This window comes from Corynebacterium choanae, from assembly GCF_003813965.1.
Classification (GTDB): Bacteria; Actinomycetota; Actinomycetes; order Mycobacteriales; family Mycobacteriaceae; genus Corynebacterium; species Corynebacterium choanae.
In genome coordinates, this window is record NZ_CP033896.1 from 2,701,046 (window position 1) to 2,715,667 (window position 14,622).

At 54.7% G+C, this 14,622-nt stretch carries 9 protein-coding genes; 2 read left to right on the forward strand and 7 right to left on the reverse strand.

Annotation, left to right across the window (positions count from 1 at the left end):
* Position 1: 1 nt before the first annotated feature.
* Both CCHOA_RS09740 and CCHOA_RS10745 read right to left on the reverse strand, forming a co-directional pair.
* Entirely contained in the window at positions 2-739 is a 738-nt protein-coding gene (locus CCHOA_RS09740; RefSeq protein ID WP_123930065.1) for an NUDIX hydrolase, read from the reverse strand.
* Between the two features lie 1,042 nt (positions 740-1,781).
* Positions 1,782-2,435 (reverse strand): TlpA family protein disulfide reductase, encoded by a 654-nt coding sequence (locus tag CCHOA_RS10745; protein ID WP_164472465.1) that lies wholly within the window; start codon positions 2,433-2,435, stop codon positions 1,782-1,784.
* 85 nt (positions 2,436-2,520) lie between these two features.
* Between CCHOA_RS10745 and CCHOA_RS10750 the strand changes: the two genes are divergently transcribed.
* Positions 2,521-2,829, forward strand: a complete 309-nt coding sequence (locus CCHOA_RS10750; protein WP_164472466.1) for a hypothetical protein — start codon at positions 2,521-2,523, stop codon at positions 2,827-2,829.
* Positions 2,830-3,117: 288 nt separating this feature from the next.
* On the opposite strand, the gene nth is transcribed toward CCHOA_RS10750, so the two are convergent.
* Positions 3,118-3,888 carry an endonuclease III gene (gene nth / locus CCHOA_RS09750; protein WP_164472467.1) on the reverse strand — a complete coding sequence of 257 codons (771 nt, stop codon included), beginning with the start codon at positions 3,886-3,888 and terminating at the stop codon, positions 3,118-3,120.
* A gap of 1,151 nt (positions 3,889-5,039) precedes the next feature.
* Between nth and glxR the strand changes: the two genes are divergently transcribed.
* Positions 5,040-5,723: a CRP-like cAMP-activated global transcriptional regulator GlxR gene (glxR, locus tag CCHOA_RS09755; RefSeq protein WP_123930073.1), complete on the forward strand. Its 684-nt coding sequence runs from the start codon at positions 5,040-5,042 to the stop codon at positions 5,721-5,723.
* Between the two features lie 422 nt (positions 5,724-6,145).
* On the opposite strand, the gene CCHOA_RS09760 is transcribed toward glxR, so the two are convergent.
* From CCHOA_RS09760 to CCHOA_RS09775, 4 genes are all read right to left on the reverse strand, one after another.
* Positions 6,146-7,069: a hypothetical protein gene (locus CCHOA_RS09760; protein ID WP_123930076.1), complete on the reverse strand. Its 924-nt coding sequence runs from the start codon at positions 7,067-7,069 to the stop codon at positions 6,146-6,148.
* A gap of 20 nt (positions 7,070-7,089) precedes the next feature.
* Positions 7,090-8,103 (reverse strand): class C sortase, encoded by a 1,014-nt coding sequence (locus CCHOA_RS09765; protein WP_245992133.1) that lies wholly within the window; start codon positions 8,101-8,103, stop codon positions 7,090-7,092.
* A gap of 481 nt (positions 8,104-8,584) precedes the next feature.
* Positions 8,585-10,207, reverse strand: coding sequence for a SpaH/EbpB family LPXTG-anchored major pilin (locus CCHOA_RS09770; protein WP_123930079.1), 1,623 nt, complete (start codon positions 10,205-10,207; stop codon positions 8,585-8,587).
* 178 nt (positions 10,208-10,385) lie between these two features.
* Positions 10,386-14,411: a vWA domain-containing protein gene (locus tag CCHOA_RS09775; RefSeq protein WP_123930082.1), complete on the reverse strand. Its 4,026-nt coding sequence runs from the start codon at positions 14,409-14,411 to the stop codon at positions 10,386-10,388.
* Positions 14,412-14,622: the final 211 nt, after the last annotated feature.

Below are 14,622 nucleotides of genomic sequence, written 5' to 3' on the forward strand. Positions count from 1 at the left end.
GCTAGTCCTGCAATGGCCGCTCATTGTTGCCGCTGGCCGCCAATGCCGCCGACAAGTCTACTTCGGGGGCGCGAAATCCTGGTGCTTCAAACCCGCCGGCACGCAACATTGCCTGCAGCACAGCGGCAGTAAACCCCCACACCAGATAGCCCTCCACATAGAAGCCAGGACCGGTAAACGAATTCCAGCGAACCGTGACACGACTATCGGGGTCTAACAGTTGCGCGATTGGGGTATGAAGTATCGCATCGGTTTCATCACCATTGACGATGGGAAGCCGGCGAGGCTGCTGCCAAAACCCGATCACTGGGGCGACCGGATAGCGGGCAGAGCGAACCGGGAAATTATCTGCCACCGCCAAGGGTTGAATTTCTGTCGGTACAATGCCGACTTCCTCAAAGGCTTCCCGCAGGGCGGCGGCAGTAACGTGGGCATCAGTCGGATCAATTCTTCCACCGGGAAACGACACCTGTCCCGCATGGGCACGCATGTGTGGTGGCCGGTGGGTAAGCAGAATCTGTGCATCATCCGGCAGTGTGGTGGCAGTCGGATCACCGTGAAAGAGGGCAAGCACAGCTGCCCGGGCAGGAAGTTCACGCAAGGCTGCGCCGAGGTCCCATTCGGGAAAATAGGTGTGTAGTTTGCCGTTGTTTGCAACTGTCACCAGTGGGGCGAGCCAAGGCGGCACACGATGTGCAGCGGCTGGCTTGCTGGTGAAGTCATGCTGTTGGGCTTCCACTGCGCTCCTCCTTCGTCAACGTGATGCTGTGGTGTTTTTCTCTCAAGGTGTTCACCCACCGCGGCGAAGCAATGCCATCGTTTCGGCAGGGTAGGGATTCCATCGTTATTCGCCCCTATCCGAGACTGCCGGTGAGACCAGGTTGCCCAAGATAGCATCGAACAATGTGGTTCCGGTGAATCTTCCTACCCAATGCGAGCAGGTAACACGGTGTATTAGCACTGTGAAGGCATGAAGCGCGGTGCACCAAAAGTGTCGCAGTAAAGCGTTGACACACCGGCAATGTGTGCCGTGGAGTTGTAGCTGGGCTTCTTCGCAACCGCAGTGCACAATCCTGCCACACATCACCTGGTGAGTATTTGCCACACATCATCCAGTGATATTTTCCATCGATTATGACCGGTGGTTTGTGAGCACCAGATTAGTGAGCATCACTGCACCCTGCTGGCAGCAACCCCAACCGTGGGAGTGAGGGGATCGCTTCTCGTCCGCGGAATGCAAAGCAGGACACGCCTTCCCACAGAACAACGATCTATATGGCGGGTGCCGCGTGTAACAACCTCCAAGATTCATCGCCACCGACGAGGAAATACTTGTCCCCCGACAAACACCGTAGCCCGCGTTCAATGTCACATATTTCGCCGCAGGATCTCCCGCACAACGGCACTCGACACAACGCGTGTGGAGTAAATGCTTAGCTATCGACAACGCAGCTGGCGTGAGCGCGCCAACAAGCCACCTAACAGCACCGCAGCAGCACACCACCGCACCTCATGACAACACCGCACCGCACTGCACCACCACATCGCTCCACCACATCACAACACCACCAATTGAGTGACCGGCTATCTTCCCTACAGCTTGCGGGCACCAGTACCTCTGGCACTTACTGTAATACCACCAGCACCACTGGCACTTTTCAGCGATGCCATGAATAGCTCTCACACTGGGGAGAACATGCAGGGCTAGATTTTGATCGTTGGCCATGCCAGCGACAACAGGTCAGCGGCCGCATCATCTCAGCTGCCGAAGAAGGGATGGTTTATCCCTGCAAAGCTCCCGCGACAGCAGTGGCAATATCATCCGCCGAGTTCGGACTCAAGGTAAGCGTCGCTACCTTGTTTCCATTGGCATCAAAGACCACCAGTAATGGAATCACATTCGGCAGCCCCACAGCTTTCGCCAAATCCCCACGACTATCCAGGAGGCTCGGCAGCCGCACACCCAATTCATCCAGCAGATCAGCACCGGCTTGCGGGGTCTGGTCAGCATGCATCCCAATGACTTGATATTCCGGGTGGTTTGCAGCAAATTCCGCGAGGAGTGGGAGTTCTTTCACACATGGTTTACACCAATATGCCCACACTGCCACAACGGTCGGTTGCTGTATCGGTAACTTGGCGGTCTTGTCAGGATGACCAAGACAGGGAAACTGTATCCCGGCGATCGTGGTAACTGGACATTCCGGAAAGTCGGGTCGAAACGGATTGGCACGCTCGGTGAATGCGGTAGTGGAAGAGTCTTCACCTGTGTCTGCTGGGGTGGTGGTAGGGGCGGCCGCCACTGCACTGGCCGCTGGTTGTGCCGTGAGGTCTTCTGCTGGCTCATTGCTGGTGAGTTTGGTGAAGGTGACCGTGACGAGAATCGCTGCCACTAGCGCCATACCGATAATGGATGCCCGCACGGTTGTGTTCATGTGGTGTCTTTCTTTCCCTGTAGTTGCAGTGGCTGCGCAGTAGTGACAGCAGTGATCGCACCTGTTCATGTGCACGATGCTGATAGTGAACGTCTCTATTATGCCTGTGGTCAACCACGTTTCGCTGTCGCTAGCAACGATAGCGATGGTGCGAGCTATACCGGACATAAACACGCTGAATTTGAGTCCATCTGCCGCGCAGTGGTATTCCTCGGTGGTTGCCGCATTGATTGCCCAGGGGGGGACGCTACAACAAAGCTGGGATACCGGTTTTTTCGATGCTGCCGGGGTGCGCCTCAGGCGCTGTTTTCTCTTGTGTACTGTCTTTTGTGCGCCGCACAACCATGCTTGTCTTAGGATCTTGCAAGCTGCAGGTTTCGTTGGCACACCGTAAGCATTCTTCCCTCCACTCGTCACACCGTTGCAACCCACGCTGTGACATCCCATCACTGCTAGGACTAAGCCCAGCCACATCATGGACGACTGGAGTGGCGGCGCTATCAGTGTGCGACACATCTACAGGGCGAATGAAGTTTGGGCAGGACGCGTAGTGGAGGGCAACTAAGCTGTGGGGTTTGCCTAGCTGGAACCTCGAATCGTTTCCAACACTGTCCACTTTGCAGCGTTTATCACGATTCTTGTTCCCGACCCCTCCTAGCAGAGCGCGTGTTGCCGACTCTGCTTAAGAGAGCTGCTGCAGATGGCGTAAATAGTCTTGGGCATGCGGGCCGGTGACGTGCTGTAGTGCGATGTGGTGATCTTGTTCCCCAAGTGTGGTGCTTTGCGGACACCAGGTGGCAAGACCACAAGCGGCACAGGCGGGTCGTTTTGCATGACACACTGTGCGACCGTGCCAAATAAGCTCATGCGACAGTTGCCCCCACCGGGTTTCCGGCACAAGTGTGCACAGTTCACGTTCGATGGCCGTTGGGGTGGTGGTGGTCACCAGCCCTAGACGCTGCGCGACCCGACTCACATGGGTGTCGACGGCAAATCCTGGTATCCCAAATCCGTTTGGTAAGACGACGTTTGCTGTTTTTCGCCCCACCCCAGGCAGGGCTTCCAGCGCAACTCGGTCGGCGGGGACTTGCCCTTGATGTTTGTCGAGCAGTTCTGCCGATAATGCGATGATCGCTGCTGCTTTGTTGCGGTACAGTCCCAGCGGTCGGATTATGGTCTCAACGTCTGTTTGATGCGCTCCTGCTAATTCCACCGGGGTGGGATAGGCGGCAAAGAGTGCAGGGGTGACACTGTTGACGCGTATGTCGGTAGTCTGTGCGGACAATACCGTGGCGATGAGTAGTTCAAAGGGGTTGGTGAACACAAGGTCACAGGTCGCTTCAGGATAAAGCTCGCTGAGACGATCCACGATGGCTGTGCGGCGTTGCTGCTCACTGCCAGCAGGCGCGGTGGTTTCGGGCTCATCCGATGACCGATGCTGCTGAGATGACACAATTCTTCCCTGTCGTCGAGACGCTGAGGCGCAAATGGTTGGGGCTTGAGTTGCCACGGCTAACCCTAGCCTCATTAAGCGGGCAACTGGGAGTCCGGCGTTCCATACAGTAAGAGCAGCAACAGCAACAGCAACAGCAACAGATGGACTGTGTACCCGCTGCGGTGGGAGTCGCACCACTGCAACACCTTCACTGTCAATAGTGCTTTCCTGCTACACCGCGCGTGGCTACCGTAAGCTCCTAGTCGTTGTAGTCGGAAACGTCCGAGTCGCTAGCCGGTGGCTATGAGCTACTGCGCCACGTAAGGGTGGCTGCTGATCGTCACAGTTTCCAGACAAACAGTAAAGCGTTACAACCGCAGCGGTGACAATAGCGGGCCTACCCGGATAGCGATCCAGGTAAGATCAACAGCTATGTTCGCTTTTATTGCCTTTGTTGTTCCTATTGCCCTGGCAGTCTTCGCCATGCAAATGGAGCGATTTGAGAAAAAACTGACTGCCTAGTTTCAGCTGTGACAAGCCCACAGCGCTACTGCCTCGCAGGTGCTCGCCCCGGCGATCCCTGCCAGGGAAGCGTTGATTGACGAGCTACCCTCTTTGACCGCCTATCTTGCGCGGCAAAGAGGGTGTTGTCGTTTATTGCGTGTTTTCGGCCAATTTTTTGGGTGAAACTGCGAAAACAGACACTCATCCCAATGGTGTGACCTATTCCGCAAAATGGCGCAATCCGACAGGCTAATCCCCAGGGGCCGCCCCCGAAAAATGGCAATGAACTGCCAATTTACAGATTTGCCGCAGTCAATCCTTTTACCCCATAAGCATACCCCCACATCCCTGGTGCTCACAGGAAGATGGTCGAGGTGATCTAGAACATAGTAGAGTGTAACGCGAAGAACACTAATGTCGAGTTTTAGTCACACTGTGCCCACATTGTGGAACATCTGACAGTTATGGCATAGCGATGATCTCGACGTTATTGGCCGTCACACAGCTCTCCCAAAACAGCCCAAACCCCGGATTGCACTGATACACCCGGGGGTCGCTGATTGGTAGCCGTGGAACGGCATCCTGGAGACATCCAACAACCCAGGCTGAACCCCATTACTCGAAACCGCTAGAAAGCGGAATCGTTGCAAGCTAGAGGAGTCACAGTGGACGCAGTACACGATATTTTGTCGCGCGCCGGAATTTTCCAAGGCGTTGATCCACAGGCCGTCGAAAACCTAATCAAGGAGCTACAAACGGTTCGCTTCCCCCGCGGCACCGTTATTTTTGATGAGGGTGAACCCGGCGACCGGTTGTACATCATCACCCAGGGCAAGGTGAAACTTGCCCGCCACGCTGCCGACGGTCGCGAAAATCTTCTCACTGTCATGGGTCCGTCAGACATGTTTGGTGAGTTGTCAATCTTCGATCCAGGTCCGCGCACGTCGTCAGCGGTGTGTGTTACCGAAGTGTCTGCAGCCACCATGGATTCGGACATGCTGCATAAGTGGATTGATGCACACCCAGAGATCTCTGAACAGCTGCTGCGCGTGCTAGCTCGTCGGCTTCGGCGAACAAACGCAGCATTGGCCGATCTCATTTTCACCGATGTTCCCGGCCGTGTCGCAAAGACCTTGTTGCAGCTGGCAAACCGTTTTGGTTCGCAAGAAAATGGTGTGCTGCGGGTTAACCACGATCTGACCCAGGAAGAGATTGCCCAACTCGTTGGCGCCTCCCGCGAAACGGTGAATAAAGCGCTTGCCACCTTCGCTCATCGTAACTGGATTCGCCTCGACGGGAAGTCTGTCGTTATCTGCGACACTGAACACTTGGCTAAGCGCGCCCGCTAAGCACGTCGCACACTTCCATACACCTATCCCACCTGTTGCCAGCCACACTACTTGGCGACAACAGGTGGGATATTCATTTGCCCGGATCGTCCGCGCAGCCTCAACGATGTGCATTTGACGCAGGGGACACAACCGAATCTGCTGCTTGTAAGACAGTCGCATTACTGTGCGGACACTAGACGAAGCAAGCGACACAGAAAGGACGTGTCGGCGACAGCATTGTGGTGCGTCAAGAGACACTTTTCTCACTCACCGCTGCGAACACGCATATTCCCCAGACGAAGCGGATCCACTGCAAATGAGGCAGAAACCAAAAGGGGCGTGCTGACACTCAGCACGCCCCATACGGCTCTACCTCCCAGCTTCGACCCGAAGAATTCTCAGGTCACTCCGGGAAAAACCGCTATCGGTCATCCCCTGCCCTAGGATGCACGCTTTCGGCTGGCGACAACGGCACCGCCACCGAGCACCACAAGCAGCACTGCAAGAAGCGCAATAGCGTCTACATTCGCACCTGTCCGAGCTAGTTTCGGAATCCCCTTCGTTGGTTGCTGCTTAGCGGGCGTAGGGGTGGTGGTAGGTGCAGGCGATTCAGTTGGGCTGGGTTGGACGGGTGGCATCGGCGGTTCTGGCACCTGCGAACTTGCCGATCCGAGAAGAAAACCGCCAATGATGAGCGGAATTAACCCAAGTCCAATCTCGGCACTCGAACCGGGTTCTAGTTCTTCACCAGGCTTCGGCTTCACCGTAGTTGGTGGCGTTGGTACTTCGGGTTTCGGCTTCGTTAGCTCATCTTTAGCGTCGATTGAGACGTTGTACACCCATGCCTTACCTTCCGCCCCGACGGGGAGGATAAGCAGACTCGGAACCGTATGATAACTGGCTTTCTCAGTTTCGCGTACTTCCTCACCGAGGAGGTAAACACCCGGGCGCAAGCCACCAAAAACTGCTTGGCCTTGCGCATCTGTACGCTGTTTGTAGGTATTAGCGATAGGCAGATCCTGTGCATCTAAGGTTGTGAGCTGCTTTGCGCGCTCATAATCAGCCGGGTCGCTGACATTAAAACCAGAGAATTCAACGAGCAAGAGTTCGCGACCGACGTTCGTGTGCGGCTCCATATCTTCGGCGGGTTCGTCGAAGGGATTTCCAGCATCTTTATTCACCGTCAGCGTCACTGTCCGGTTCAGATCAATATCCGCTGGATTTAAGCCAGTGACGTCGCCGGTGATGGCAATCGCTTGCGCCTGCGGGAGCTGGGTACCAACAGGAAAGAACGTGGCACTGACACCGAGAAACACTGCTGTCATCACAGTTGCCCACCGGCGGGCGACGAGTCTCTTCTGCATGATGGTTCTCCGGTTCCTTGTTACTTACTTACTGTTGGTTCGCCAGGATTGGACGGCCCCTGGTCATCCGTTTGATCAATGAATGTATCCGATGATCCGTCCAGCTGTGCCAACGGTGCTTCTTCATCGTCTTGTTCATCACGCTTGCGCCGCCCGAGGATGCCTCGCAGCCACCACAGCAGGAACAGCAGCGCAAGTGCGGCAACCGCAATTGCGATCCACATCCACCATTGCCACACAATAGCGGTTGCTTCGTCTTCTACCTTTGCAGCTTCTGCTGCATCGATCGGGACGCGCTCAGCTGTCACGAGGAGGCGGTGGCTGTTAATACCGTACGGGGTGCAGGTGATCAGCGTAATGAGATCTTTGCCTGGGACGACGTCAAGACCGCTGGTTTCTTCAGGAAGCACTACCCGAATCTCATTCACCTGGTATTTAAGGGTTTCCTCATACACCTTGAGGTAGATGCTGTCGCCCTCTTTGACATTGATGAGATTGTCGAAGAGCGTGGCATTAGTAATTCCGGTGTGACCAGTGATCACGGCATGGGTGGACGGTCCACCGACTGGCATCGAGGAGCCGAATAAGTGGCCGGCACCGTGCTGCAGCACCCATTCATCGGAGCCGTGAAACAGTGGGAGTTTCACGGTGATTTTTGGAATAAGAATCGTTGCCATCGGCACGCGTTCACCGTTGCCGAGAATCCCGAGATATTCCTGGTAGGCGCGGTTGTCTTCACTCACCCGCGCAAGCCACGGATCAAAAACGGGTCCGGTGGTGTTTTGTGCGTTATACGCTTGTGCTTCGTCGAGCGCCGCTGCCCGTTGTTCTGGGGGAATTTCCTTCGACAGGCTGGTGTACTGTTCAGCGACATTCATCTGCCGGACGTTGTTCCACTGCGTCGCAACAACCGGATACAGCACAATCATGACACCCAAAAGCACCAACACGATAGGCACGATGAGTGACCGGATGCCCTGTTGCTGCTTCCGGCTCTCGCCTTTAATCGGCTTCGTAGGGGTGTCAATAGTCACGGAAAAGTCTCCTTCAGACAAGTAGCGAGTTCCCAGTTCGCATGCGATGCGACCAGGGTGCACAACCCGTTATGTCTGTGCGTGGTGCAACAGCGGTTGCAACGGGAAACATCAGCCCACCAGCGAATACGGCAGCCTCCTTGCGGAGGAAGCCATGTTGCTCAATAGCAAAGCATGTCGTAGGTGGCGATGTATGGAATTGGAAGGAATAAACGAATACCCAACTCAGCGGGCTAATGCTGCGACCATTGCGTTAGACAATGGAGCAGTAAAAGTAAATCAGTATTAAGTGATCGGTGAATCATAGTCAACCCACCAAAGGGTGGCAGGGAGCTGGCGTTGTTGCACAACGCCAGCACATCCTCCCGTTAGGTAACAGGCAACGTTACCCGTTGCCGCCCGAGGAGAATCCTCCCCGGGCGCCAAGCCTGATTATCCGTTTCGCAGTTGCGAGTATTCACGGATAATCATGGCGAAGAGATTAGCTGCGGCTGGTGCGACGTGCCCACAGGACACCGGCACCGGCAAGAGCTGCACCGAGAGCCATCAGCAGGCCAACACCCATGCCACCGGTAGCTGGCAGGTGGAAGCCGTTGTCATTGGAATTGACGTTCTTCACTTCCATGCCGGCAGCAACATCAGACTTGTTGTTTTCGGTGATACGGAAGAAGTACGGGGAAGGAAGGAGTTCGTAGCCAGAAGGAGCCTGTGCCTCAACGAGGCAGTAACCCTTGGTCTTATCGGATTCCCAATCCTTGACCAAGCGAAGAGCGTTGATGGTGGCTTCACCCTTATCGTTGGTGGTCCACTCCGCCTGGTCGTTCACCTCCAGCTTATTGCCAACAAGTACAGCCTTGGCTGAACCGGCTGAACCATCGACACCGGTCTCACCGTTTTCCTTAGTACAACGGAAAACATTGAACTTCGCATCCTTGAGTTTGGTTGCGGAGTCACCGGCGTCAACCTTGTTGATCTTGACTGGAACCCAGGTTTCCGGATCAGATTTGTCAACGCCAGGATCCTCCGGGTCAACTGGGTTTTCTGGATTCCAAGAATCGTCGGGGTCAGGATCGGTTGGGTTTTCCGGAATCGGCTGGCCCGGATCGATTGGCTTTTCACGATCCTTGGAGGTGTACTTCAAACCACCGAGGTTCACTGGGCTGATGGTTTCATCATTTGCGCTCACAACCTTAAATGGGAAGGTTGCGGTGATCTTGGTGCCATACTGTGCCTGGGTAACCTTCGTTGCACCAGTCTTGGTGAAGACAACGCCAACGCGAGTGCCGTCGGCGGAGGTCACAACCGTGTAGTCAGTATTTTCTTCAAGATCGGTGTCACCGATCTTCACGACTGGCTTTTCGTCCGATTCTCCGTATTTGAAGTTTGCCGGTGCCTGGTCGTAGAGCGTGAAGGAATCGATGTAGGAACGATGACCATCGATGGCCGGACGATCAGCACTCACGGTGTAGTGAATGACGTCGCCAACGTTTGCCTGCTTATCCTCATCAGTGTCAGTCAGGGACTTGCTTACCTGAGTCTGGGTGTTCTTTGGGTAAGCAACGACGTCGTAGTTCCATGCATTCTGGTTGGTGACATCGGTCATCGGCAAGAACACGATGAAATCCGGGGACAGAGTGATGTTCTTGTTTTCACCGGCAGAGGTTTCCTGAACCAGGTAAGCACCAACAGCGAGATCCGTGAACGAGGCCTTACCTTCGCTATCGGTCACCTGCTCCTGAGGTGCACCAACAAGGTGCTTCTCCGTCACTTTCGCCGGATCCAGCTTACGAGCTGCATCGAGGCCAGCAAAAGTCGTGACGTCGAAGTTAAGCTTTGTGATTTTGAAGGTCACACCTTTGAGTGGGGTACCACTAACATTGCCGTCTTCCTTACCGGTCGGGGTGCCACGATTCTCAGGATTCAGTCGCTTGTACAGAGTCAGCGATGCTTTTTTAGCAGGATCGATGTTGGCCGGGTTCACATCTTGGTCCTGAGCAATTGCCGGGGTAGCCAGCTCAACAGCTGCGAAACCAGCGGAGGAGAATGCGAGGCCTGCGATCATCGCGTGAGTCGCGACGCGGAGGGAAAGCTTCTTGGTAGTCATGAGGGGTTCCTTCTTGTTTTTCCTTCAAAGGTTGACTGGTGATCCAGTCCTTAGATGTTTTTGATGATGACGCTGACGGGTAGCAACAAGCTCCCAACAGGTTTCCCTATCAGCGTTGCTTCATCGCCTAGGGTGGATCCAGCCCACCACTTGCGTTGTGTCGAGTTTTCGATCTCATTTAGCGATTCACCCCCTGGGTGTTTCGCCGCATGAACCAGCCTGCAAGGAGGAATGCTGCAAGCCCAGCACCGGCGAAGCCGCCGATGCCACGTCCACCAGTATCTGGCAGGGTTCCGACAAGAGCTGGAATACGTTCAGCCCAAGCATCTGCAGTTACAGGACCGTTTGTAGTGAGGGTTCCGCCTGCGGTATCAATTGCCGTGGTGACACTCACCTGGTTGCCGTGGATCGTCTCCTCGGCAGCGAACAGCTCATCGATCGAAGCGATAACCGTGCAGCGCAGGGTGTGCCCTGGCTCCAAACCGGATTCCCCAAGATCAACTTCACCTGCAGGGGCAGTGAGACCGGCACGGACAACCTCATCGGTTGCACTCGAGATCGTGCATGTCAGCGGCTGCGCTGGCTGGAAGGACTGATCCTTCCGGGCTCCGAAGATGTAGTTGTCAGCAACATTGACACGCTTAATCGGTGCAGTACCTGTGTTGTGCACTACGTATTCAACTTCTGCTGTGGTGGCCGCCGGCATGATTGGCACAGCCTGCTCTTGCGTCTGTGCTTCTTGCCCGTCGATGAGCTTTGCGATGGAAGCTTCATAGACCCCAACACTCGTGCAGGCCCTACTATCCTCAGAACCTGCGACTCGGGCAGCATTCACCAGGCCGGAGTTCGCGTCCGATTCGTTGCACTGCAGTGCTGCACGATCCTGTGGATTGCTAAGATCCATACCAGTAAGGCTGTTGGTTACTTCCACGTCGAGGCAAGCGCTCTGACCACCAGGGATCTCAGCGAGTTCAGTGCCTTTCGGAAGTCCCCAAGAACCGGTCCCGGGATCCTTCACCAACGACACTTCCCCAGATTCATTTAGTGCTGGAACGGTACAGCTCGAAGAGGAACTAACCTTCACTGAGACAACGTCGCCGGACGGCCGTTCGATCAACGCTTGTGGTGCACTTGCAAACGCAGAGCCGTTCGTGATTTCCACCTTGTACTTCGTTGTGACGGTCTCTGCGTCTGGCAGCACGATCACCTGCGTATCAGTCGCCGTCTTGTTCACTGAAAAGCTCGGCTGAATACTCATCCAGGCGTTATCGGTGAACTGAGTATCAGATGCACCACCTTCGAAGGTAGGTGTTACCTGCACCTGATCGCCCAACACTTCATTGTCAATAAATTCCGCCAGAGCGCTATTACTTGCAGTAACTTCGGTAACGGGAAGTTCCCAACTGCAAAGGAGTGATTTAGTTGGTGCGAGCGGAGATGCCAGCGTCACAGTGCTGCCATTGACAGTCGCGCCCTTACAAGTGAGCTCGTTTTGGCTGAACTTGGTAACAGTTGCCTCGTCATTTGGTTGAAGGGCAACGTCATCAATCAGCAACGAGGTGACAGGAACCTCACCGGTGTTGGTGATCTTGTAGGCAACAGCGACAGTATCGTCATCGGGATTGACGATTACTGGCTTGCTGCGAGCAGTAGAGGCGTTGCCATTCAAGGACTTTTCCACGGTGATCCCAGCCGGCTTTAACGAAACACAAGCCTCTGCGCGTGGATTCGAGTCATCATCGTTGATGGTCACCGTGTTCCGCAGACCACCATCAGTTACGTCACAAGTCCAACCGCTGGTCTTGTCAGCAGCATCAATGGAATAGCTGACTACGACATCAAATACACCAGTTGTGTTCGGCGCAAGTTCCTTCAATTTATCAGCAGGGATCTCGTACACGCCCCCGCCACCGGTGAGCTTCTCTTCAGTGGATGCCTTCAGCAGCTGTACCTGGCCTACTCCCAAGGTAGCTGCCGGCTTCACCGTCACCGAGGTGATAGTGGTACCAGCCGGTGCGGATGGCGTTTCCTGCAGGGCAGGCACAGCAGCCGTCAGCTCATTCGGGTTCGAAACTGCGATGGTGTATTCGACCGGCTTCGTGGTTCCGGGAACACCAGCCACAGGCGCGTCTTTCTTGGCGTTCTTGGACACTTGAAGCGCCTTCTTCTTAACCGGCTCCAAGCTGGTACAACCAGTGGTTTGCCGCAAGTCTCCGACCTTCGTCGAACTGAACTGAGAATAGTTGATGGTGTTGAGCACACCATTTCCCGATTCCGATGCCGGTGACCCGCAGGTTCCGCTTTCCTGTGCATAAGACTGAACTTTGGCTAAGTCGTCGACCCGGTAGGTGACGCGAGCGTATGCAAACTTTGACTGATCAGCAGGCACGCTCGCGAGATCGCTTACATTCGCCAACGTGTAGCTGCCGTCGTCTTGAGCCTGCAACCCGACACTTCCGGATGTGACCAGCGTGCCAGGCTCATCCTCGTAACCCGGGACAACATTGGACAGCTCTACCGATGTGATCGTGGTTCCGGGGATAGTGGACGGATGTTCAACGAACTGCGCCAGAGACCGCTCACCTGTGGATTCCTTCGGGTTGCTAACGGTAACCTTGTAGGCAAGGCTGAACTCTTTATCAGCGAGGGAAACACCGCCAAGGCCTTCTTTCTCGACCTTCAACTCGGTCGGTTTGTTTTCGACAGTACAGACCGCACGCTGGTTCACATCCAGGTTTGACAACGTAAACGCGCTTGCTTTACGGGAAGTGCTAAACGTTACGCCTTCCTGCGGCAATCCGGCCGGGAAATCCCCTGTTTTAGGATCTTGTTTTCCTGGCTCTAGCGTCCCGTTGAGGGTAAACGTTCCATCCGACGCAATGGTATAGAGATCACACGTGGCAACATCTTCATGTGCTAATTCGTAGCCCTCACGTTGGATCTCGGTAATCGTGATATTTGCAGGTTTCGTCCGGTTGTCAGCAATAAAATCGACAACTGGAGGGGTACCCGTTGTTTGCTTAAAACCAGCGATTACCGTTGGGTTTGCGGGGTCTTTGGAATTCGGGTCGAGCGCCCGGTCAGCCATAAATTCAAATCCTTTGGCTGCCTCAGCGTCCTGGTCAGTAACAACCTTTTGCACTCGGACAAGCCCGTCACAGGCACGGTATTTACTGGCAATAAAAGTTGGCAGACTCGCGAAATCTTCTACTGAGTAATACGAGTCAGAAATTCCTTTCAGAAACTCTGCCGAGTTGAGAACGTTCACGCCGTATGCGCGCGGCGGAATCACCCGATTCTGGATATCGTATTCGCGAACAACCACCCATTCGCCGAAAAGCTTCTTCACCCTCCCGTCATATTTGTTCTTATATGTGCCAGTCTCGTCGGGCTGCAAACCGATCCAGAAATTAACTCCCTGACTACTGTACTGATAAGCCCAACCAGCTTCGATACCGGGGATGGACTTGCCATTGGTGGCCGTATATAGAGCCACGCTGGCTCGATCGCTGTATGTCACCAGCGAGCCACTGTCCGGATAGATAGGATTGAGAATATTCAAACTGTCATCCCAAAACGATTCCGTCCCCCGATCTTGGCCACCGATACCTACGGTGTAGATCGACATGCCGCCGTCACGAGCCGCCACGGCCGCCTCGTATGCGTCAACGACATCAGATTTGTTGATACGAGTTCCGGTAGTAGTGTCACTCGGCCGTGCGGTCGGCGCACCATCGGTGATGATAATGGCCGATTCGTACCCTAAGTCCTTGGCACGCTTGATTGCGCCCGCCAGGTTAGTGCCAGGTTCTGCTGGTGTTTTCCCGTTGATCGACGTGAGGAGATCAATCTTATCTATCAGCTTTTTGAGGTCCGAAGCAGGCAACGAACGTGCTGTGTCCGTAGCACCGTTATGGGTCGAAGGAGAGGTCTTATCAAAGGTAATCAGACCAATTTGCGAACCGGGCCCTGTCAGCGAGGTAACCAACTGCTTAGCAGCAGATTTCAGGGCGCTCATCTCGGTACTATCAATAGAGTCCGAGGTATCAAGAAGAACTGCAATTGAACCCGCAGCACATTCACGTGCAGGATCAAATTTCGGCAGTTTCTCCGACTGAGCCTCCGCATTCGACCAAGGCACAGCGGTGCTAACAGCGACGACAGTAAATACTGCGAGCACTATCGCTGCAATGCGACGCAACAAAGGTGCGCTGGGTTGCCAAGACTCGGTTCCGAGCACGATGCTGCCTTCCTTGACGGCAAAGCAGTATTACTGGCGTATCAATTGACTCAGTAAACACTGCAAGCAGGGCTCCCACTCTGCTTGCCATCTTCCCAATAAATGAACCTGACAAGGATAAGTACAACGTCCGAATCTTCCACGCTCTCCCAAAGTGCGGGTCGGACGATCTTTG